Genomic DNA, 20,031 nt, shown 5'->3' with positions numbered 1-20,031 from the left:
CGACGGGCGACCGACGGCTGTTCGTACGGCGTTGACACTCACGCCCTGATCAAATCGCCACACCGCATCCGCTGCTGGACCGGTCGAAGCCGACGGCTCGCGCCCGTACGTATGTCTAGGAACGACGACCCGAGGACTCTCACCGAGGACGCTCTCATGGCACGGACCCCCGGTATCTCCCGTTACCGTGTGTTCTCCGCTCGGTGCCGGGACCGCTCTCGAGCGAGAGTAGCAGCCGTGAAAGCCGCGGAAAAGCCGCCGTGGAGAGCTATACTGGGCGGTCGTGCTCGCTCTCGAAGTCCCGCTGGCGCCGGTACTGCTCGACGAACTCGGAGACGTCGAACTCGAGCATCTGTGTCTCGAACTCGCTTACGGCATCGTCGTCGTCGGCGTGGCTGATCGCGTGTTCCATCAGTTCGACGACGAGTTCGACGACGATTTCGTGGAGCCGTCGGGCGTCGAAGTCGGTGACCCACACCAGCGTGTAGCCGACCGCCCCGTCGTCGCTCGCGTCGAAGGCGACGACCCGGTCGGGGAACTCCTCGAGGACGACGCCCATGAGGTGTGGCGTACCGAACTCCTCGAACTCGTCGTCGGTATCGATGGTCTCCCGGAGCACCGCCACGAGCGATTCGGGGAAAAACCGCGACGGCGGGTGGACGTCGGTGACGACGGCGTGGCGTGTGCCACAGGCACAGGTGTACTCGCGCATCCCCAGATCGATCTCGTGAGGATCGAGCGTCTCCCCACAGGGGAGCTCGAGACGCCGTTCGTCGCCGGAACCCGGCACGCGGGGCGCTGCCATTGGTCGGGGTTCGGTCGGCGCGGGCATAAGGGCGACGACTTGCGGGCTCGTCGTCGCTCTCGATCAACGCTCGGGACGGAGACACGAGCGCCCCGTGCCCGACCGCAAAACCGTCGGCTGTCGGCTCAGGGCCAGTCGTCGCGGACCGGTTCGGCGTCGTCGTCCTCGGACTCGACGGTGGTCGCCAGCACCCAGTCGGCCGCGTCGGCGGCCTCCTCGACCGGGAGGTACTCCCAGTCGACCTCGTCGGCGAGCTGTTCGTCCTCGTCGTCGGCGCCGATGAAGACGTACCGTTCGGTATCGAACTGGTCTTTGACGCCTTCGAGGCTCTCGGCTTTGCCCCGCGGACCCGAGAAGAAGTCCTGCCGAATGCGGTTCTTGCGCGTGAAGTTCGTTACGACGTAGGTCGGTTTCTCGGAGATGACGCCGATGTACTCGGACCATCCTCTGGCGTCTTCGAAGACGCTCTCTGGGGAGGCGAGTTCTTTCAGCGCCTCGAGTTCGAACGCCAGGGTCATGTCGCTACCGCCGTTCATACTGCATCGAAGACGTGCACCGGGGAAAACGGCTTCGATACATCCGACACGGCGGGAACCCGGCCTAGACGCGATCGACCCGGTAGTACTCGGTGAAGACGATCACGTCCCCCGCCTCGAGGTCGGTTCCGGGGGACAGGACCGATCGCTCCGCTTCGACGACGGCGTAAAACTCCTCCAGTGTGTCCGTCTCGAGTTGATCGACGTGACGAACGCTCGCGGTCGGCTCGACCGACTCGACGCGTCGCAGCGTCAGCGGCTGTCTCAGTCCCTCGTTTGCGGACAGTTCACTGGAACCCATGTGTGTTGGTATCACTAGCCACATATTTACTTAAACGTTTCGTCGGTCGCTCGCGGCGACGGACGGAGGAGCCGTCGTTTTCCGGCGGTGTGGAGCCACGTGTTGGCCCGGTTTTCCGGACCAAACACGAGCGCGGCCGAGGCGTCAAGTTGATAGCGCGAGAGTCCTTCGGCTTAGCCTGACTATGCCGTCCGCACTCGCCACGGCCGGGGTCGGTTCCGCCGTCGGCCTCGAGTCCGCAGACGCGTTGCTCGCCCCTACGGTCCTCGGTATGCGGTCGACGGACGCGCTGGCGTGGATCGCGATCGGGGCGTTCTTCCTCGCGCTCGTCCTCCAGTGGCGGGGCGCTATCGATCCCGCCCGCTATCTCGCCGCGGCCGCCTGGGTCGTCTTCGGCGTCTTCTGGCTGACGATGGTTCCGTACTACTACTACGACGTTCAGAGCCCTATCGAGACGCTTCTCGCGCTTGCGGCCCTGCCGCTCTGTACTTACACCGGCTATCTCCTGTACCGGGGCCGGGAGTCGCTGCTTTTGCTCTCGAAAGCCGTCGCCTGTATGGGGCTGATCTACCTGCCCGCGGAGACGATTCCCTTCGTCCGCACGTGGCTGATCGAGACGACCGCGGCCCAGACCCACTACGGAATGGAGCTGCTGGGCTACAGCCCCGGACTCGAGGTCGGCTCGAACGGCTACGAGAGCAAGTTCGCCTTCGATCCGAACGAAACAGTGACCGGCCGGACGACCTACATCGTCCTCGCCTGTACCGGCATCGGCAGCATGGCCATCTTCGGCGGACTGATCGCCGCGGTGAAGGCCCCGATCCGGCGCAAACTGACCGCGTTTGCCCTGTCGATCGGTATCATCTGGTTTCTCAACCTCGTGCGCAACGTCTTCATCGGGCTGGCCTCGCCGTGGGGCTGGTTCCAGCAGGATCGGCTCGTCTGGTTCATGACGACCTACATGGGTGCCGAAGCCAACCGGGTCTCCTTCCTCGTCGCGCACAACTACGTCGCCCAGTCGCTGTCGATCGTCGCGCTCGTCGGGATCACCTACCTCGTCGTCAAAATCCTCCCCGAAGTGCTCGCCCCCCTCGAGGACGTCCTCTTTATCCTGACCGGCACCGAGTACGACCTCTTCGAAGCCCTCGGAAAGGAAGAAGTGCGGGCGGATGGTGGCTCTAGCGAACAGTGACCGCCGATTCCGACGACGAAACCACACCCGTCGATCTCCCGGTGACACCGCGGAACCGCGCCGTCTTCGTCCCGGGCGCGGACGCGCTGGTCGTCGCCGACGTCCACCTCGGCCGTGCCGCGGCCTCGAACGTCGATGCACCGCTCGACGACGGGGACGCCGTTCGCCGACGACTCGAGCCCCTGCTCGGGGAGACCGACCCGCAAACGGTCGTCGTTGCCGGGGACCTGTTACACTCGTTCCAGCGGGTTCCCCGGGGACTGGAGGACGACCTGTCCGCGCTGGAGTCGGTCGTCGCCGAGGCCGGCGCGTCGCTTGTCGTTACTCCGGGGAACCACGATACGATGTTGTCGTCGGTGTTCGACGGCGAGACGGCCGCCGAGTACCGCCTCGCCGACGGCGAGACGGTCGTCTGCCACGGTCACGAGCCGCCGACGACGGACGCAACGCGGTACCTCGTCGGGCACGACCACCCCGCGCTGTCGGTCGAGGGGCGCAAACTCCCCTGTTTTCTCTACGGACCGAACGCGTACGACGGCGCGGACGTGGTGATGCTCCCGGCGTTTACGCAACTCGCGGGCGGCGCGACGGTCAACGGCATGCGCGCCCGCGATTTCCAGTCGCCGCTCGTCGAGGACGCGGACGCGTTCCACCCGGCGGTGTGGGACGACTCGAGCGGCGAGACGCTGTGGTTTCCGCCGCTGGGGGAGTGTCGGCGACTGTTGTGATCGGTCCCGACACGACGCTCGACCTGCTCGAGGACGGCCGACGTCCCTGCGTTTTCTTGTATCCGTCCAGTGATCTCGGGTCGCCGTCTGAGTCACCCCGACAGGTCCTCGAGCACCGCTTTCGCCGCGTCCCGGCCGCTGGCCATCGCCCCCTGAATCGACGACCACCGGGTGTAGTCGCCGGCGAGATAGACCGCCCCAGACGGCTCCCGTGTGTCGGGCAGCCGCTCGTGGATTCCCGGCGGCTGGTCGAACTGCGCGAACGGGATTCGGTCGGTGTGGACCGCCTCGAGGGCGTCGAACCGTCGCTCGGGATACCACGACTCGAGCGAGCGTCGCGTCCGCGCCGCAAGCTCGGCGTCGCTCGCGTCGAGATCGCCGAGGTAGGTCGCGCTGAGCAGCGTCGTTCCGTCGGGAGCGTACTCGGGAGCGACCGCGCTGTGGGGGACGACGTGGTTCGGTCCCGCGTCGTCGACCGCGTTGAGCAGGAGCCGCCGGCCGGTCCCGAGGGACGCCCTCGCCGGCAGTTCGTAATACTGCGTGACACACGCCCGTCCGTCGGTCGGGATCGACTCGACGGCGGTCAGTTCGCGGGCGGCCGGGGGATCGGTCGCGACGACGACCGCGTCCGCTTCGATTGCTTCGTCGTCTGCCGTAACGACCGGACCATCGCTCGAGACGGCGGTAACGTCGACGCCGGTTTCGATGGTCCCGCCGGCTTCGCGCGCCCGCGTTTCGAGGTGGGCCGGTATCGCACCCATGCCCGCGGCCGGAACGGCCGTCTCGCCCGCCGCGAGCGTCCGGAAGGTGTACTCGAAGATCCGCTTGGAGGTCGACAGCGACCGATCGAGGGTGATCCCGCCGTAGAACGGCGCGACGACGGTCTCGACGAACGTCTCCGAGAACCCGCGATCCAGAAGGAAGCGCTCGATCGACTCGTCCGGCCCCGAAAAGAGGGTCTCGGGGTCGGTCCGACGAAGTGCCAGCCAGCGGCGACCAAGCCGGACGGCGTCGCCGATCGAAACGTCGGGACTCGAGAGGGTCGCCGGCAGCGCACGCGGGTTCCGGCGCGGATCCGCGAGTACCGATCGACGACCCTCGCGGGCGACGACGGCCCCCGGCGCGAACCGCCGCAACTCGAGCGACTCGAGATCGAGTTCCCGCCGCACCGCGGGGTAGGCAGTAAACAGGACCTGAAACCCCCGATCGAATCGATAGCCGTCCCGCTCTTCCGTCCGGACGCGGCCGCCGACGGTGTCGCGGCGCTCGAGGAGCGTCGCGTCGACACCGCCGACGGCGAGGTGTCGCGTCGCGACGAGGCCGGCCAGTCCGCCGCCGACGACGATGACCCGTGGCGTCGATGACATACGGGTTCGTTCGGTGGGTGCGGGGAAAGCGGTAGCCCTAACAGTGATCACCTGTCCGCAATCACCCTGAGGGCGATCCCGGCGAGGATGACGAGTACCCCGATCGCGGTCGCGATCGGCGGAATCGGAACGAACAGCAAGCCGATGCCGACGAGAATGAGGATCGTCGAAATCCTGACCATGTTATCGAATCGACCGGGTGATAGGTATCGCTACCGCCGGCATTGCCAGCCGATATGGGGGTCCCCACGGCTCCCCGAACGACGAACACGTCAGACGGTAGTTATAAGCGCGGGCTCGGCGACGTCACGCCATGGTCGACGCGACCGTTACGCCGATCGAACGCGGGACGATCACCGCCGACGTCAACAACGTTCTCGAGGGGGCGGTTCTCGGGACGGCGGACGAGCCGAACCCGGATACCGTCATGGACGACAGCCCGGTCTACAATCTCGTCATCGAGCACCCCGAGGGGACCATCCTCTGGGATACCGGCTCCCACCCCGAGGCCGACGCGGGCCACTGGCCCGGGGAGCTGTACGCCGCCTTCGAACACACCGGCCTGCGACCGCTCGCGGACGATCTCGAGGCGGCCGGGTACGCCCTCGAGAACGTCGACTACGTGATCCAGAGCCACCTCCACCTCGACCACGCCGGCGGACTCGCCGCCTTCGCGGGCACCGACGTCCCCGTGTTCGTCCACGAGCGCGAGCTCAAACACGCCTACTACAGCGCGAAAACCGACGCGGGCGATGTCGCCTATCTGGCCGGCGACTTCGACCACGACCTCAACTGGCGGCTCGTCCACGGCGACCGCGAGTACGCGTTCGAGGGCCTCGAACTCCTGCACCTGCCGGGGCATACGCCCGGCCTCCTCGGCGTGCGACTCGATCTCGACGACGCCGGAACCGTCGTCATCGTCGGCGATCTGGCGTACACGCGAGCGAACTACGAAAACGAGCGCCCGATGGGCGGCGGGTTGCTCTGGAGCAAGCGGGCGTGGATCGACAGCGTGCGCTCGGTCGCTGACCTCGAGCGCCGCCACGACGCCACCGTCATCTGCGGCCACGACGCGACGGACCTCGAGCGACTGCGGTACCTCCACGACTGAGGGGTTATCCGCGGCACCCGGCGTCGATCGTCGGCGCGAGTCCGTCGAGGTCGGCCTCGGGTTCGAGCAGCCGATACTCGTCGCCCTCGCGTTCGACGATTCCCTCGTGTCGAAGGTGATCGAGATGGGCGTAGGCCTCGCCCGGCCCGTGGACGATGTGGATTCCCTCGAGGTCCCCGAACAGGTGCGCGCTGACCGTCCACGGATCGGCGGGGCCGTGGTTCCGGAGAACCGCCAGCACGTTCGCGGTGCGGTCGCGATGGTGGTCGGCGATCGTTCGTGCGCGGCCGGTCGGATCGTCGATCGGATCGCGGTGCCCGGGCCAGACGCGGTCGTAGTCGCGCTCGGCGATCGTCTCGAGCGTCGTGAGGTACTTCTCGAGCGGGCGCTCGACCCGGACGTCGGCACCGCCGACGTTCGGCGTGTAGACCGGGAGGATGGCGTCACCGACGAACGCTTCGTCGCCGCCGTCGATCTCGAAACAGCACAGCCCCGCCGCGTGGCCGGGCGCATGGACGGTCTCGAGTCGGCGGCCGCCGACCTCGAGGGTCGTCCCGTCCTCGATCGGCGTCACGTCGGCGGGGTCGCCCTCGATGTGGGCCGTCGCGTCGAGAAACGACAGCAGTTCCGCCTGTGCGTCGTCGGGGACCCCCCACGAGTCGAGATACTCGCGGCGGCGCTGCTCGAGGGCGTCGACCGCGTCGGCATCCTGCTCGACGAGCGGCGCGTCGGCTCCGTGGACGTAGACAGTCGCGTCGCTTGCCGCCTGAATCTCGCCCGCGAGTCCCGAATGGTCGACGTGAAAGTGCGTGAGAACGATGTCGTCGACGTCCGCGAACTCGTAGCCGCGCTCGGTCAACCCCTCTCGAAGCTCGTCGCGAACGTCGGCGGTCGCGATTCCGGTATCGACGAGCGCGAGGTCGTCGCCGTCGGCGAGCACGTACGCGTTGTTTCGCCCCTCGAACTCGTCGTTTCCCAGCGTGATCCGGTCCATATCGGGTACCCAGTCGGCGGCCGCTATTAACTCGCCGGGTAGCGGAACGGGACGACTCGAGGCGTTCGAGGACCCGAACCCGCGGGAGCGATCACCCCTCGAGTTCGGCCCGCAGCAACTGGTTGACGTCGCCGGGGTCGGCGCTGCCGCCGGTCTTTTGCATGACCTGTCCGACGAGGAAGTTGATCGCGCCGTCGTCGCCGGACTGGTAGTCCTCGACCGCGCCGGGGTTCTCGTCGATCGCCTCGACGACGGCCTGCTGGACCTCGTCCTCGCCGGTCTTGCCGAGGCCTTCCTCGGCGACGACCTCGTCCGGCGTCCGGCCGTCGTCGAGCATCGATCGCAGGACGGTCTCGCGGGCGTTCTTGGCCGTGATCTCGTCCTCGGCGACGAGCTCGACGAGCCGCGTCACTTCCTCGAGACGGCCTTCGATCTCCGTGATGTCGATGTCGCGGTAGTTGAGTTCGCCCAGCAGGTTGTCCGCGACCCACGTCGCCGCGAGGTCCGGATCGAATTCGCCGGCGACGTCCTCGTAGAAGTCGGCGACCTGTTTGGTCGAGGTGAGCTTGGAGGCGGCCTCCTCGCTCAGCCCGTACTCCGACTCGAACCGCTCGCGGCGGGCGGCCGGAAGCTCCGGAATCGAGATCTCCTCCTTCCAGCCGGAGACCCGTAGCGGCGGCAGGTCGGCTTCCTCGAAGTACCGGTAATCCTTTTCTTCCTCCTTCGAGCGCATCGAGACGGTGATCCCGCGGGACTCGTCCCAGTGGCGGGTCTCCTGTTCGACCGCGCGGCCGCGCTGGATGGCGTTTTTCTGGCGAGTCTCCTCGTAGGCCAGCGCCTTCTGTGCGCCCTTGTGACTCGAGATGTTCTTGACCTCCGTTCGGTTCGCGGCCTCGAGCGCCGATTGGCCGATCTCGTCGGTGTCGCCGTCGATCTCCGCCTCGGGAATGATCGAGAGGTTGGCGTCGATCCGCAGGCTGCCGTCGCGTTCGGCGTCGAAGACGCCCAGATACTCGAGCACTTCCTCGAGTTCGGCGAGGAACGCCCGGACCTCGTCGGGGCTGCGGAAGTCCGGAGCCGTGACGATCTCCATCAGCGGCGTGCCGGCGCGGTTGTAGTCGACGAGGGTGTATTCGGCAGAATCGATGCCGCCACCGCCGCCGACGTGCTGGAGGCTGCCGGGGTCTTCCTCGAGATGGGCGCGCTCGATCGTCACCGTTCGGCGCTCGCCCTCGACGGAGATCTCGAGGTCGCCGTCCTGACAGATCGGCTCGTCGTACTGGGTGATCTGGAAGTTCTTGGGCAGGTCGGGGTAGTAGTAGTTCTTGCGGTGGAACCGGGTTTCCTCGGGGATGTCGGCGTCGATGGCCTTGCCGATCTTGACCGCGGCCTCGACGGCGGCCTCGTTGAGGATCGGCAGCGCCCCCGGGAGGCCGAGACAGACCGGGCAGACGTGGTCGTTTGGCTCGTCGGTCGGCGCGGTCGAACAGCCACAGAAGATCTTCGTGTCGGTCTCCAGCTGGACGTGGACCTCGAGGCCGATGACGGTCACGAGGTCGCCCTGCTGGACGGTCTGGGCAGTCATTGGACCTCGATTCGGGCTGGGTGGGGTAAAACGTAACGGGACGGAGCCGTCGGTCGCAGTCGAACGATCGTTTCCCTCGGTGGAGGGCAACGGAGCGGACCCTCCCGCGTGGCCGTCGGACGCTGGGCCGCGACGAGGACGGCGAGGTGGCGGGAATCCGAACTGCGACGGAGCGGATGCGTCGGAGACGGCCCCGTTGTCCTCACTCGCCGGTCCCGGCTGCGACGGCCAGCCGACACCCGACGGCGGCGACGACGGCGACGACCGCTCGGCCGCCGATCCCCAGTGACACGCCGGCAAGCGATACGAGCGTGGTCGCCAGCGTAAACAGGACGACGACGGGCAACACCCAACTGACCGTCAGCAGCCACGGCTCGGCCAGCGCGGCGAACCGGCCGGTGCCAGCGCGAAACTCAGCGAGTGCCTCCCCACGTAGCAGCCAGCCGACGATCGCGACGAACGCGAAGAGGCCGACCGTCAACAGCAGATCCGCGAGCGTGCCGGAGACGAACTCGAAGATCGGCCCCGCAAGCGCCAGCCCGCTCCCGGTCACCGCGAGCAGAACCGAGACCAGCACCGTCGCCCTGCGTCGTGGGACGTCGAACCGGTCGATGAGCGTCGCGACCAGCGTTTCGAGCAGATTGATCCCGCTGGTCACCGCGGCCATCAGGACGGTGGCGAAGAAGGCCGTGGCGACGGCGGTTCCCCCCGGCAGCGACGCGAACGCCGGCGCGAGCGAGACGAACAGCGCACCCGGGCCGCCCTGACCGGGGTCGATACCCTGAGAGAACAACAGCGGGATGACGACCAGTCCGGCGAGGACGCCGATAAACACGTTCGAGACCGCGATGACGAGCGTGTCCCGCGGGAGCGAGACGTCCTCGTCGAGATAGGAGGCGTAGGTCAGCATCGCTCCGGTACCCAGCGAGAGGGTAAACAGCGCCTGCCCCGCCGCCGGTCCGAGAACGCTCGAGAAGTTGGCAGCGAGGTAGTCGGCGTCGAAGCTGAGATAGAACGCGTAGCCGGCGGCGGTGTTCGGCTGTGTGGCCGTCCACACCGCGAGACAGCCCAGAAGGATCACGACCGCCGGAAGCATTACTTTCGAGGCGCGCTCGATGCCACGGCTGACGCCGAAGCCGACGATCGTGGCGACGATACCGAGAAAGAGCAGGTGAAAGGCCACTGCCTGAAGGCCGTAGCTGATCGTTCCGAAGTACTGCTGTGGCTGCCCGAAGTACGCTCCGGTCGGCGAGGCCAGCATGTAGCGGAGGATCCATCCGCCGACCACCGAGTAAAACGAGAGGATCACGAGCGCCGTGATGACGTTGAACGTGCCAAGGGCCGATCCCCAGCGAGAGGTGAGAAGCGAGCGAAACGTCCCGATGGGGGTCTGGCGGCCGCGGCGGCCGAGGACGAACTCGGCGAGCAGTCCCGGAACGCCGACGCCGATGACGATGAGCGAGTACACGAGGAGGAACGCGCTGCCACCGTTGCCGGCGGTCAGCCACGGGAACCGCCAGATGTTCCCGAGACCGGCTGCACTACCGATCGCGGCGAGAACGAACCCGACGTTCGATACCCATGTTTCACGAGTAGTCATTTATGTACAATTCTGTTCGATGACGTTGTGATAAGTCGGTGTTGATTCGGCGCTCCGTTCCCCTCGAGAAATCGTCAGTTGGCTCCCGACTCGCCTTCGAGAACCTTCGATGGGATCGTCTTCGACGTATCGCCGCCCTTCGCGTTCGAACGCGGGAGCGCCCGTTGTCGGCCGGGACGAGGCGGCGGTCGACGAACTCGAGGGCCGGCTCGAGTGAGATCGACACACTCGAGGGTCCGGTTCGGTCCACAACACGGTACGACGACGTTACGACCGAGAAGAACGGCATTATGCGCCGAAGTATACCGTTACGACGCGGCGAGCCGGCGGCATTTCGTCAACGGTCTCCCGGCTTTTTGACCGCCGCTGTCGAACGCATAGTTGATTCGGTGTATGTTACCATCCAACGCAAAGTCGTACTGGAAGCAATATCGGTCGGTCCCGATCGTGTACCGGATCGGTGCGGCGTTTATCCTCGGCTCCGTCGTCGGGCTGGTCGTCGGCGAACCCGTTACGGTACTCGAGCCGCTGGGCGACATCTTCGTCCGGCTGCTGAGCATGATCGTCATTCCGATCGTCGTCTTCACGCTGTTGATGGGGATCAGGCGGATCTCGCCGGCGCAGCTGGGGCGGATCGGCGGCGAGGTGATCGCGCTGTACGCCGTGATGTCCGCGATCGCGGTGTTCATCGGGCTGGCGGTCGCAAACCTCGTGAACCCGGGGACGGGCCTGACCCTGGCCGAGGACGTAGAGTTCGATCCGGCCGATACGCCCGACTTCGTGGAGGTCATCGTCGGGATCGTCCCGGAGAACCCGATCGGTGCGATGGCCGAGGGCGACGTCCTCGCGACGATCTTCTTCGTCATCGTCTTCGGACTCGCGCTCCTGATGCTCGAGGAGACCACCGACGACGAGGCGGTCCGTTCGGGCGTCGAGTCGATCTTCAACATCGTCGAGGCGGGCACCGAGGCGCTGTTCAAACTCGTCTGGGGGATCATGGAGTACGGCGTCATCGGCGTCTTCGCGCTCATGGCCGCCGTCTTCGGCGAAGCGGGTATCGACGCGATCGTCCCGTTCGCGCTGTTGATCGCGACCCTGCTCGCCGCCATCCTGCTCCACATCGGGATCGTCTACCTCGGCGGGCTGATCATCGCGCTCACACGGCAGTCCCCGGTCGCGTTCCTCGCGGGTTCGAAGGACGCGATCGTAACTGCCCTTTCGATCCGCTCCTCGAGCGGAACGCTCCCGGTGACGATGGCCAACGCCGAGGAGAACCTCCGGATCGACGAGAGCGTCTACGGCTTTTCCCTCCCGCTTGGCGCGACGATCAACATGGACGGGACGGCGATGTATCAGGGCGTCGTGGCCGTCTTCGCCGCGAACCTCGTCGGCGTACAGCTAACCATCGTCGAGCAGGTGACGGTCGTCCTCATCGCCGTGCTCGCGAGCATCGGGGCCGGCGGGGTTCCCGGGACCGGCCTGATCATGCTGACGCTGGTGTTGACCCAGCTCGGCCTCCCGCTGGAAGTGGTCGGGTTCGTCGCGGGCGTCGATCCGATCCTCGACCGGCTCCGGACGATGACGAACGTGACCGGCGATCTGGCCGTCACCACGGTCGTCGCCCACTGGAACGATGCGATCGACTTCGGTGGTGGCTCGTGGGTCGATCCGACCCGAGGGCTCGAGATGGGTGACACCGCAACGGGCGATGACTGACCCGCCGGCGATCGTCGGTCGAAGATCCAGTCGACCGTGACGCTGCCCGTCGACCCGTTGCTGGCAGGTCGAGAGAGACACGTTCCCGGGACGATCTTCCGTGGGCTCGAGTCCTAGTCGAACGCAGCAGCGACGAGCAGCGGGAAGACGAGCGTCGCTTCGGCTTCGATCTGGGTGTAATTCTTCTCGGCGTCCTTGATCTTCCCCCACGAGACGGCCTCGTTCGGCGGTGCACCCGACAGCGAGCCGTCACCCTCCATGCCCGTCGAGATGTAGACGACGTAGTCGGCCCCGCCGCGGAACAGGTTCGTCATGATCGCGTGGTGTTTCGGCACGCCGCCGCCGAGCGCAATGAGGCCAGTCGTCTCGGCCAGCATGCCGTCTTCGATCAGCGAATCGTAGTCGTCTAAGATCTCGATGCCGACCTCCGAGTCGTACCCCTGCCGGTAGTAGTACAGGAAGTTCCCGACTTCGGCGTCGGTCAACGCCGGACAGTAGACGGGAACGTCGTTGTCCGCGGCCTGTTTCAGGACCGAATCCTCGTCGTCGAGCGTCTCGCCGAGTTCGCGAGCGAAGGCCGTCGGCGTCCTGATTTTCTCTTCGGCGAAGAAGTCATCGAAGAAGTCATAGAGGTACTCCTCGAGCCAGACGTAGCGATCGGAGGGAACGAAGATGTTGCCGAGACGATTGATTCCGCGCTCGCGGAGGGCGGCTTCGTCGGCGTCCCACTCGCCCATTTTGAACGGCTTGGCCGTCTTGATGACGTCCTCGGTGAGCGACCCGGAGGTGGTGATCAACACGTCGACGTACCCCTCGCGGACGAGCGCGGCGACGACCTCGCGCAGCCCCGAGGAGATAATGTTCGAGGTGCAGGTCAGATAGATCGTCGCGTCTTCCGCTTGCATCCGCTCTGCGATGTCGATCGCCTCCGCAAGCTGGGTCGCCTGGAAGCCGGTCGTCTCGTAGGACTCGAGCAGGTCCCGAAAGTCGAACTCGCCGCGGAAATCGTAGCCGCGGACGTCCGCCGTCGATAGCTCTTCCTCGCTGCCCGGTACGACGTGCTCGCGGGACTCGTCGTCGGTCATACCCGTACTACTCGATCAACGCTTTGAATGAATCGAGATCGATCGCAGCATGAGAGGGAATGGCTTGGGCTCCCGAAACCGGGAGCATCGTCCCGTCAGTGGCGTTATCTTGCCGCTTCGAGTTCCTCGAGCGCCTCGGGGTTCTCGATGCTGCTCATGTCCCCGAGGTCCTCGCCGGTGTAGGCGGCCTCGATGGCTCGCCGGATGATCTTGCCCGACTGGGTTTTGGGGAACTCGTCGACGAACAGGACTTCGCGCGGGCGGAACGGCTTGCCCAGTTCCTCGCCGACCTGTGCGCGCAACTCCTCGCGCAACTCGTCGGATTCCTCGTACTCGTCCTCGAGGATGACGTAGGTGACGACGGCCGTGCCGGTGGTTTCGTCGGGCGCGCCGACGGCGGCGGCCTGATTGACCGCCTCGTGGTCGATGAGCGCCCCTTCGACTTCGGCCGGGCCGACCTTTCGCCCGGCGACGTTGAGCGCGTCGTCGGCCCGGCCATGGAGGAACCAGAAGCCGTCCGCGTCCTTCTGTGCCCAGTCGCCGTGGTTCCACATGTCGTCGAAGGTCGACCAGTACTCCTCGAGGTACCGCTCGTCGCCGGACCACAGCGACTTCGTCATCGACGGACAGGAGTCACGCGCGACGAGGAACCCACGCTCGTTGTCCGCTTTGACGGAGTTACCCTCGTGGTCGACGACGTCGATGTCCATCCCGAGCCCGGGGCCGCCGAGCGTACAGGGTTTCAGCGGTTCGGTCGGCATCGGCATCAGGAAACAGCCACAGATCTCGGTCCCGCCGGAGATGTTGATGATCGGGCACTCGCCGTTGCCGACGTGCTCGTAGAACCACCGCCAGCTTTCGGGGTCCCACGGTTCGCCCGTCGAGCCGAGGATGCGCAGCGAGGAGAGGTCGTGACCCTCGAGCCACTCGTCGCCGTGTTTTCGCAGGGCGCGAATCGCGGTCGGCGAGATGCCGAACTGGGTGAGTTTGTGGCGGTCGATCATCTCCCAGAACCGGTCGGGTTCGGGGTGGTCGGGCGCGCCCTCGTACATGAAGACCGTCCCGCCGAACGTGTGGGTCCCGATGAGCGTCCACGGCCCCATCATCCAGCCGATGTCGCTGACCCAGAAAAACCGGTCCGCGGGTTTGAGATCCATCCCGAAGTGGACCTCCTTTGCACACTGGACTTGCACGCCCGCGTGGGTGTGGACGATCCCCTTCGGTTTGCCCGTCGTCCCCGACGAGTACAGCAACATCGACTCCTGATCGCTCGGCAGGGATTTCGTCTCGTACTCGTCGTCACGCGTTCCGACGGCTTCGGCCCACCACTCGTCGCGATCGTCGGTCCAGGGGATCTCGTGTTCGTTTTTCGGATCGCTGGCTCCGAGTCGGTCGAAGACGATCGTGTGCTCGACGTACCCCGCTTCCTCGATCGCCTCGTCGGCCGCGGACTTGAGAAAGACCGGATCGCCGCGGCGGTAGAACCCGTCGCCCGTGAACAGCACCGAACACTCCGAATCCGCGATCCGGGTCGCGGCCGCGTCGACGCCGAACCCCGAGAAGATCGGCACGGCGATCGCGCCGACCTTGAAACAGCCATAGAGGATCGAGACGACCTCGGGCACCATCGGCATGTAGAGCCCGACCGTATCGCCCGTCCCGATACCGCGTTGCTCGAGGGCGTTGGCGACCTTGTTCGACTGCCGGCGGAGTTCGTGATAGGTTACCTCGCGGATCTCGCCGTCTTCACCCTCCCAGATGGTCGCGACCTTGTTCCGGCGCTCGTCGTCGACGGCGGCGTGGCGGTCGACGACGTTGTGGGCGACGTTGAGTTCGCCGCCGGGATACCAGTCGGTGAACTGCGGTCCCTCGCTGTCGTCTCGGATCTCGTCGTACTCCTCGTAGAACTCGATGTCGAGGTAGTCGACGAGTTCGTCCCAGAACCAGTCGACGCCTGACTGCTCGACGCCCTCGAGGTCGGTCGTCGTTCGCTCGATGAGGTCATCGTAGTCGTCGATGCCGTACTCCCGCATGAACGCGGCGACGTTCGTCGATTCGACGAACTCCGAGTCCGGTTCGTGGACGATCTCGTCGACGTCCTCGAGGCTCGGCTCGGTCGTGTTCTCGGACATAGTCACTCGTAGGTAAGAGTCATACCACCATCAAACAACAGGTCGCCGCCGTCGAGGTGCCGACCCAGATCCGAGAACCCGAGCAGGAAGAGGTTGGCGACGTCGACCGGTTCCATCATCTCTTTGACGCGGGACTGGCCGAGCATGACGTCCTCGATCACCTCGTCGACGCTGATGCCGCGTTGCTCGGCGGTGTCCTCGAGTTGATCGGTCACCAGCGGCGTCTTCACGTAGCCGGTGCTGACTGAGAACGAGCGGATCTTTCCCTCACCCTCCGCCGCGATCGACTGAGTGAGTCCGCGCAGACCGAACTTCGAGACGTTGTAGGCGACTTTGTCGCTCGTGACGTAGTGGCCGTGAACCGAGCCCATGTTGCCGACACAGCCCTCCCCGTCCTCGGTCTCGCGGAAGTGTGGAATGCACAGCTTCGAGAGGTACAGCGGCGCGCGGAGCATGATCCGATGCATGGTATCGTACGTGTCCATCGGAAAGTCCTCGATCGAGTCGATGTGTTGCATCCCCGCGATGTTCGCGAGGTACTTGACATCCCCCAGCTCCGCGGCCTCGTCGACGATCCGCTCGAGATCGTCGTCGGCCGTGAGATCGCCGGGAACCGACTCGATCTCCCCCTCGAGGTCGAGGTCCTCGCCGCGGTCGACCGTCCCCGTAAGTCCGTCCTCGTCGATGTCAGTTGCCGCGACGGTAAGCCCGTTGCCAGCGGCGGCAAGCGCCGTCGCCCGGCCGATACCGGATCCGGCACCCGTCACGAGACAGACGTTCCGGCCGGTAAAGGAATCGTCGTCGAACGTGTGGATTTCGTCACGCGTTACCGACGGTGGTGTTACGTGTTCCTCGGACATACTCACAGCATCCGGGAGAACACGCTAAAACACGGACGTTAACATATCAAGCTCGGCGCGGGTGGCTGTCTCGAAACTGCCGGTAGAGCGGCCAGAACGGATTCACAGTGGACTTCGGTGAACATTCACGTCGGTCGTATAATGTGAACAATTAATACCGTGTGTGTCCCCACCTAACAGGCAATGATCGACCTCGATATCGACATGCGGCAGTACGACTGCCCGTTTATCGATACGACCGACGACGTCGATATCGCGTTCTCGGCCGTCCAGTGGCAACTCGATACCGGCGACGAGCAACTCGAGACGCGTCTCATCGCGAACGGAGAGTCGATCGGCGCGCTGGAGGACGGACTCCACGCGCTTCGGGACCATCCGAACATGAACGAGTGTTACATCCTCTCCAAGCGGGAGAACGTCGCCCAGATCGGCACGACGATCGAGCAGACGAACGCGATGCAGACGATTCAGGGAAACGACGGCTACATCACCGGCCCGTTCCGGATCGAGGACGGCCGGGAACGGTGGCACGTCGGATTCGACGACGACGACGACGAGGACCGCGCGCTCGCCGAACTCGAGCGGCACAACGACTACAACGTCGACGGACGCGACCAGTTCGGTCCGACGGCGTTGTTCGATCTCCTCGAAAACTCCGGGAGCGCGATGTCACTGCTCGAGGGCTGTCGCTCCCTGACCGAAACCGAACGGGAGACGTTCGAGGTCGCCTCCCACAAGGGGTACTACGAAACGCCCCGCGAGACGACGCTCGAGGAACTGGCCGACCACTTCGACGTCTCCAAAACGGCCGTCTCGATGACCCTGCGTCGGAGCGAGCGAAAGGTCCTGAAGGCAGCGCTGACGGCGCTGAAGGGGTTAAACGAGGGTGACGCGATCTAGGGCCGCAACAGCCTCCGATTACGCCTGTGGATCCCGATCGGCAGCGAGCCCCGTCGACAGCAGCCGGCGGAGAAGGACGACGACGCCGTTCCTGAGTCCGCTGGCGAAGATCGCCTGTTCGTTCTGGGTCCCGTCGGCGTCGGGATAGTAGGAGCCGATCAGGAGCGCTTCACGATCGACGAGCACGATCCGGCTGATCGCAACCTCGGTGTCGGACGACTGCCCGGTGAGCCAGTCGAGTTCGGTCTCGAAGACCCGAGACATCGGGAGTTCCGCCTCGAGCCGCGCGGTGATCGTCTCGGACTGTCCGCCGAGGAGGATCGAAACCTCACGCTCCTGTGCCTCGTGAAGACCGTCGAACAGCGCGTCGGAGAGAATCCCCTCGTCGACGACCAGCAATCCGATCTCGAACTCCGCCTCGTCGACGAGCTGGAGCGTCCGGGACTCGATCGCCTCGTGGCCGTTCAGCGACCACACTTCCTGAAGTTGCTCGTCGTCCGCACCGGAATCGCGGTAGTCGGTGTTCTCGAGGTAGGTCTGAAGCGTCTCGATCCGGTTGTCGTACTTCTGGTGGAGCGTCTGCGTCGCCTCCTCGATTCCGACGGACCGAAACGTCTGCGGGGTCGAATGTTGTACTTCCACCAGCCCCTGCGATTCCAAGACGCGAACGGCATCGTAGACTCGGGTTCGCGGAACGTCCGAGAGTTCGTGAATGTCTTTGGCCGTTCCTTCGTGGATTTTTGTAAGTGCAATAAAACATCGGGCTTCGTACTCTTGAAGGCCGAGATCCTGCAGCAGACTGATCGCTTCCGCGGTAGTTTCGTCTTGTGACATGCCCAACCACTAGTCCGGTATCCGAACACGCCTAGTCGGACGTGAAGCGGGAAAAGGATTCGTGTCTCGTCCGAATCGATGAGACGGGTCGTCTGGCAGTGCGAACCGTTCGTTCGTCCGAAACGCATTCACTCAGATAATCACACAAACTATTTGAGTCCGTGGGAAGAAAGCCGGAGTGGCGCGTCCCGTTACGGCCCAACCACGACGGGACACGCCGCTTTACCACTTCCTGAGCCAAGCGAAGCCACTGGCTGACTGGGTCGCCAGAATACGATGTCGTCCCAGCGGACGTGGCCGACTGCGAGTACCGTTACACGAGCTCCGGCAACTTCTCCCGGTGCTGATCGAGATACTCGAGAACCGGTCTGATCTCGTCGAATCGGGGACCTTTCGTTACCGTCCCGCTCCCTGCGCCCCACTCGATATACCCGTAATCGGCCAGTTTTGGGAGGTGAACGTGTTGCATCCGGATCGCCGTCCGGTCCGCCCGCGAACCGCTCGCTCGGGCCGTGACGTCCTGCGGGTTGTGCTCGAGCAGGTCGATCAACAACCGCCGACGATGGACGTCCGACAACGCGTCAAATATGTTGTCAATCATTTGGTACCAGTTGATCTAGTTAGTCGGTCCGATTACTTAACAACGTCACATTTTCACGATCAGCCGTTGTTTTGATTAACCGAGTGACGGCCCCTCGAGCGGCTGTCGTGTCGCGCGGAGAAATATCGGCCGATCGATAGGATTCTCCGCGCAGGTCGCCTCGGGACCGACCGTTACCCACCTCCACCACCCTGCATGAGCAGCTGGATCTCCTCGTTTTCCGCGAGCGACTCGGGATCGCCGCTGTCGACGATCTCGCCGCGTTCGATCACGTACATCCGATCGACCAGCTCCGGCACGTGACTCGCGTTCGACTCCGCGACCAGCACCGAGATATCCCGGTCGATGATCTCGCGGATGTACCGTTTGAGGTTCTCGACGACGACCGGAGCGAGCCCCTCGAGCGGTTCGTCGAGGATGAGCAGCTCCGGACGAAGGGCGAGCGCGCGACCGATCGCGGTCATCTTCCCTTGTCCGCCGCTCAGGTTCTGGACCTCGGCGTCGCGGCGATCCTCGAGTTCGGTAAAGAGATCGAAGATGTCCGCGACGACGGCGTCCTCGTCCTCGATCCCGCGGGAGTCGCCGGCCGTCCAGATCGGAAGCCGAAAGTTCTCCTCGACGGTCATGCCCGTAAAGAGGTCCCGGTTCTCCGGCTGGTAGCCGATTCCCTGTCTGGGGATCAGTTCGGGCCGTATCTCGAGCAGTTCCTCCCCCTTGAACCGGATCGAACCGCTGGTAACGGGTGTCAGCCCCATGATCGCGCGGAACGTCGACGTCTTGCCCGCGCCGTTGCGTCCGACCAGCGCGACCGCCTCGCCGTGTCCGACCTCGAGGTCGAGACCGTGTGTGACCTCGAATCCCTCGACGACCGCCGACAGGTCCGAAACCGCGAGCAGGGGATCGCTCGCGCTCATTCGTCGACCCCCAGCAGGACCCGCCGCAGTTCCGCATCGGTCTCGAGCAGGTCGGGGTCGCCCTCCCGGAAGACTCGCCCTTCGTGCAGGACGACGAGCCGATCGGCGTACTCCCTGACCAGATCCATGTCGTGTTCGATCGTCACCGTGGTTACCGAGTCGGCCTCGCTGGCCTCGGCGATCGTCTCGATGACGTACTCCTTCTCGCGGGTGGCGACGCCCGACGTGGGTTCGTCGAGCAGCAGGTACTCGGGAGCCAGCCCGAACGACATCGCGACGTCGAGCAGTTTTCGATCGCCATGGGGTAACGTCTCGGCGACCTCGTCCTCGATGTCCTCGAGACGGAACTGCTCGAGAAGTTCGTCGACCGTTCGTTCGACGTCTTCGTGGCCGTCGTCGACGGACCGCATGTGTAGCGTCCTGTCGTACCGAGAGAGAACGGCGATGCGGACGTTCTCCCGGACGGTCATCTCCTCGAAGACGTGGACGATCTGAAAGCTCCTGACGAGGCCGGCCCTGACGCGGTCTGCGGGAGCCATGTCGGTGATGTCCTCCTCGACGATCCCGCCGTCGGCTTGCCGGTGGACGACGACCGATCCTCGGTCGGGCGTGAGCAGGCCGGTCAACAGATCGACGAGCGTGGTCTTTCCAGCGCCGTTCGGCCCCACGATGAATACCGTCTCTCCCTCGGTGGTTCCGAACTGCAGCGATACGTCGTCCGTGGCGCGGAGTTCGCCGAACTCCTTGCGAAGGTTGCGTGCTTCGAGCAT

General features: G+C 65.1%; 20 protein-coding genes. 5 read left to right on the top strand and 15 right to left on the bottom strand.

The window, feature by feature from the left end:
- Window positions 1–268: 268 nt before the first annotated feature.
- The 3 genes from TX80_RS09585 to TX80_RS09575 all read right to left on the bottom strand — a co-directional run bounded on the left by TX80_RS09585 (window position 269) and on the right by TX80_RS09575 (window position 1,642).
- The gene (locus TX80_RS09585) at window positions 269–805 is read right to left on the bottom strand and encodes a DUF5815 family protein (RefSeq protein WP_049922880.1); all 537 of its coding nucleotides are present in this window, start codon (window positions 803–805) and stop codon (window positions 269–271) included.
- Window positions 806–930: 125 nt separating this feature from the next.
- Complete coding sequence (locus tag TX80_RS09580) at window positions 931–1,341, bottom strand: DUF7124 domain-containing protein (protein WP_049922879.1); 411 nt, start codon at window positions 1,339–1,341, stop codon at window positions 931–933.
- Between the two features lie 64 nt (window positions 1,342–1,405).
- Window positions 1,406–1,642: a hypothetical protein gene (locus TX80_RS09575; RefSeq protein WP_049922878.1), complete on the bottom strand. Its 237-nt coding sequence runs from the start codon at window positions 1,640–1,642 to the stop codon at window positions 1,406–1,408.
- Window positions 1,643–1,826: 184 nt separating this feature from the next.
- On the opposite strand from TX80_RS09575, the gene artA reads away from it, so the two are divergent.
- Together artA and TX80_RS09565 are read left to right on the top strand one after the other, a co-directional pair.
- Entirely contained in the window at window positions 1,827–2,834 is a 1,008-nt protein-coding gene (gene artA / locus TX80_RS09570) for an archaeosortase A (protein ID WP_049922877.1), read from the top strand.
- The gene (locus tag TX80_RS09565; RefSeq protein WP_049922876.1) at window positions 2,831–3,562 is read left to right on the top strand and encodes a metallophosphoesterase; all 732 of its coding nucleotides are present in this window, start codon (window positions 2,831–2,833) and stop codon (window positions 3,560–3,562) included. Before artA ends, TX80_RS09565 begins: the two co-directional genes overlap by 4 nt.
- 92 nt (window positions 3,563–3,654) lie before the next feature.
- Here TX80_RS09565 and TX80_RS09560 read toward each other — a convergent pair whose 3' ends face one another.
- Both TX80_RS09560 and TX80_RS09555 read right to left on the bottom strand, forming a co-directional pair.
- Window positions 3,655–4,929, bottom strand: coding sequence for an NAD(P)/FAD-dependent oxidoreductase (locus TX80_RS09560; protein WP_049922875.1), 1,275 nt, complete (start codon window positions 4,927–4,929; stop codon window positions 3,655–3,657).
- A gap of 47 nt (window positions 4,930–4,976) precedes the next feature.
- Window positions 4,977–5,111 carry a hypothetical protein gene (locus tag TX80_RS09555; RefSeq protein WP_049922874.1) on the bottom strand — a complete coding sequence of 45 codons (135 nt, stop codon included), beginning with the start codon at window positions 5,109–5,111 and terminating at the stop codon, window positions 4,977–4,979.
- A gap of 131 nt (window positions 5,112–5,242) precedes the next feature.
- Here TX80_RS09555 and TX80_RS09550 point away from each other — a divergent pair, with 131 nt between their 5' ends.
- A complete protein-coding gene (locus TX80_RS09550; RefSeq protein WP_049922873.1) occupies window positions 5,243–6,040 on the top strand; it encodes an N-acyl homoserine lactonase family protein in 798 nt (265 codons plus the stop codon).
- A 4-nt stretch (window positions 6,041–6,044) separates the two neighbouring features.
- Here the strand turns inward: TX80_RS09550 and TX80_RS09545 are convergent, their stop codons facing one another.
- The 3 genes from TX80_RS09545 to TX80_RS09535 all read right to left on the bottom strand — a co-directional run bounded on the left by TX80_RS09545 (window position 6,045) and on the right by TX80_RS09535 (window position 10,219).
- Window positions 6,045–7,034 carry an MBL fold metallo-hydrolase gene (locus TX80_RS09545; RefSeq protein WP_049922872.1) on the bottom strand — a complete coding sequence of 330 codons (990 nt, stop codon included), beginning with the start codon at window positions 7,032–7,034 and terminating at the stop codon, window positions 6,045–6,047.
- A gap of 91 nt (window positions 7,035–7,125) precedes the next feature.
- Window positions 7,126–8,619 (bottom strand): Asp-tRNA(Asn)/Glu-tRNA(Gln) amidotransferase subunit GatB, encoded by a 1,494-nt coding sequence (gatB, locus tag TX80_RS09540; protein ID WP_049922871.1) that lies wholly within the window; start codon window positions 8,617–8,619, stop codon window positions 7,126–7,128.
- 202 nt (window positions 8,620–8,821) lie between these two features.
- On the bottom strand, window positions 8,822–10,219 hold the full coding sequence (locus tag TX80_RS09535; protein ID WP_049922870.1) for a sodium-dependent transporter: 1,398 nt from the start codon (window positions 10,217–10,219) through the stop codon (window positions 8,822–8,824).
- Between the two features lie 393 nt (window positions 10,220–10,612).
- Here TX80_RS09535 and TX80_RS09530 point away from each other — a divergent pair, with 393 nt between their 5' ends.
- Entirely contained in the window at window positions 10,613–11,935 is a 1,323-nt protein-coding gene (locus tag TX80_RS09530) for a dicarboxylate/amino acid:cation symporter (RefSeq protein WP_049922869.1), read from the top strand.
- Between the two features lie 113 nt (window positions 11,936–12,048).
- On the opposite strand, the gene TX80_RS09525 is transcribed toward TX80_RS09530, so the two are convergent.
- The 3 genes from TX80_RS09525 to TX80_RS09515 all read right to left on the bottom strand — a co-directional run bounded on the left by TX80_RS09525 (window position 12,049) and on the right by TX80_RS09515 (window position 16,012).
- A complete protein-coding gene (locus TX80_RS09525; protein WP_049922868.1) occupies window positions 12,049–13,020 on the bottom strand; it encodes a deoxyhypusine synthase in 972 nt (323 codons plus the stop codon).
- Between the two features lie 104 nt (window positions 13,021–13,124).
- On the bottom strand, window positions 13,125–15,152 hold the full coding sequence (locus tag TX80_RS09520) for an AMP-binding protein (RefSeq protein ID WP_049922867.1): 2,028 nt from the start codon (window positions 15,150–15,152) through the stop codon (window positions 13,125–13,127).
- Window positions 15,153–15,154: 2 nt separating this feature from the next.
- Window positions 15,155–16,012 carry an SDR family oxidoreductase gene (locus tag TX80_RS09515; protein WP_049922866.1) on the bottom strand — a complete coding sequence of 286 codons (858 nt, stop codon included), beginning with the start codon at window positions 16,010–16,012 and terminating at the stop codon, window positions 15,155–15,157.
- 183 nt (window positions 16,013–16,195) lie between these two features.
- On the opposite strand from TX80_RS09515, the gene TX80_RS09510 reads away from it, so the two are divergent.
- On the top strand, window positions 16,196–16,912 hold the full coding sequence (locus TX80_RS09510) for a helix-turn-helix domain-containing protein (RefSeq protein ID WP_049922865.1): 717 nt from the start codon (window positions 16,196–16,198) through the stop codon (window positions 16,910–16,912).
- 18 nt (window positions 16,913–16,930) lie between these two features.
- Here the strand turns inward: TX80_RS09510 and TX80_RS09505 are convergent, their stop codons facing one another.
- From TX80_RS09505 to TX80_RS09490, 4 genes are all read right to left on the bottom strand, one after another.
- Window positions 16,931–17,746 (bottom strand): TrmB family transcriptional regulator, encoded by an 816-nt coding sequence (locus TX80_RS09505; protein ID WP_049922864.1) that lies wholly within the window; start codon window positions 17,744–17,746, stop codon window positions 16,931–16,933.
- A 313-nt stretch (window positions 17,747–18,059) separates the two neighbouring features.
- Complete coding sequence (locus tag TX80_RS09500; protein WP_049922863.1) at window positions 18,060–18,347, bottom strand: helix-turn-helix transcriptional regulator; 288 nt, start codon at window positions 18,345–18,347, stop codon at window positions 18,060–18,062.
- Between the two features lie 173 nt (window positions 18,348–18,520).
- A complete protein-coding gene (locus tag TX80_RS09495) occupies window positions 18,521–19,261 on the bottom strand; it encodes an ABC transporter ATP-binding protein (RefSeq protein WP_049922862.1) in 741 nt (246 codons plus the stop codon).
- The gene (locus tag TX80_RS09490; RefSeq protein ID WP_049922861.1) at window positions 19,258–20,031 is read right to left on the bottom strand and encodes an ABC transporter ATP-binding protein; all 774 of its coding nucleotides are present in this window, start codon (window positions 20,029–20,031) and stop codon (window positions 19,258–19,260) included. The genes TX80_RS09495 and TX80_RS09490 overlap by 4 nt, the downstream gene beginning before the upstream one ends.

This window comes from Halopiger djelfimassiliensis, assembly GCF_000455365.1.
Classification (GTDB): Archaea; Halobacteriota; Halobacteria; order Halobacteriales; family Natrialbaceae; genus Halopiger_B; species Halopiger_B djelfimassiliensis.
Note: the sequence above shows the minus strand (reverse complement) of the source record. Positions and strands in the feature narration are given on the sequence as shown.

Bases quoted from the DNA above. Each gene is read 5' to 3' on its own strand.
- TX80_RS09585 (WP_049922880.1), bottom strand. From the start codon at position 805: ATGGCAGCGCCCCGCGTGCCGGGTTCCGGCGACGAACGGCGTCTCGAG.
- TX80_RS09580 (WP_049922879.1), bottom strand. From the start codon at position 1,341: ATGAACGGCGGTAGCGACATGACCCTGGCGTTCGAACTCGAGGCGCTG.
- TX80_RS09575 (WP_049922878.1), bottom strand. From the start codon at position 1,642: ATGGGTTCCAGTGAACTGTCCGCAAACGAGGGACTGAGACAGCCGCTG.
- artA (WP_049922877.1), top strand. From the start codon at position 1,827: ATGCCGTCCGCACTCGCCACGGCCGGGGTCGGTTCCGCCGTCGGCCTC.
- TX80_RS09560 (WP_049922875.1), bottom strand. From the start codon at position 4,929: ATGTCATCGACGCCACGGGTCATCGTCGTCGGCGGCGGACTGGCCGGC.
- TX80_RS09555 (WP_049922874.1), bottom strand. From the start codon at position 5,111: ATGGTCAGGATTTCGACGATCCTCATTCTCGTCGGCATCGGCTTGCTG.
- TX80_RS09550 (WP_049922873.1), top strand. From the start codon at position 5,243: ATGGTCGACGCGACCGTTACGCCGATCGAACGCGGGACGATCACCGCC.
- TX80_RS09545 (WP_049922872.1), bottom strand. From the start codon at position 7,034: ATGGACCGGATCACGCTGGGAAACGACGAGTTCGAGGGGCGAAACAAC.
- gatB (WP_049922871.1), bottom strand. From the start codon at position 8,619: ATGACTGCCCAGACCGTCCAGCAGGGCGACCTCGTGACCGTCATCGGC.
- TX80_RS09535 (WP_049922870.1), bottom strand. From the start codon at position 10,219: ATGACTACTCGTGAAACATGGGTATCGAACGTCGGGTTCGTTCTCGCC.
- TX80_RS09530 (WP_049922869.1), top strand. From the start codon at position 10,613: ATGTTACCATCCAACGCAAAGTCGTACTGGAAGCAATATCGGTCGGTC.
- TX80_RS09525 (WP_049922868.1), bottom strand. From the start codon at position 13,020: ATGACCGACGACGAGTCCCGCGAGCACGTCGTACCGGGCAGCGAGGAA.
- TX80_RS09520 (WP_049922867.1), bottom strand. From the start codon at position 15,152: ATGTCCGAGAACACGACCGAGCCGAGCCTCGAGGACGTCGACGAGATC.
- TX80_RS09515 (WP_049922866.1), bottom strand. From the start codon at position 16,012: ATGTCCGAGGAACACGTAACACCACCGTCGGTAACGCGTGACGAAATC.
- TX80_RS09510 (WP_049922865.1), top strand. From the start codon at position 16,196: ATGATCGACCTCGATATCGACATGCGGCAGTACGACTGCCCGTTTATC.
- TX80_RS09505 (WP_049922864.1), bottom strand. From the start codon at position 17,746: ATGTCACAAGACGAAACTACCGCGGAAGCGATCAGTCTGCTGCAGGAT.
- TX80_RS09500 (WP_049922863.1), bottom strand. From the start codon at position 18,347: ATGATTGACAACATATTTGACGCGTTGTCGGACGTCCATCGTCGGCGG.
- TX80_RS09495 (WP_049922862.1), bottom strand. From the start codon at position 19,261: ATGAGCGCGAGCGATCCCCTGCTCGCGGTTTCGGACCTGTCGGCGGTC.
- TX80_RS09490 (WP_049922861.1), bottom strand. From the start codon at position 20,031: ATGCTCGAAGCACGCAACCTTCGCAAGGAGTTCGGCGAACTCCGCGCC.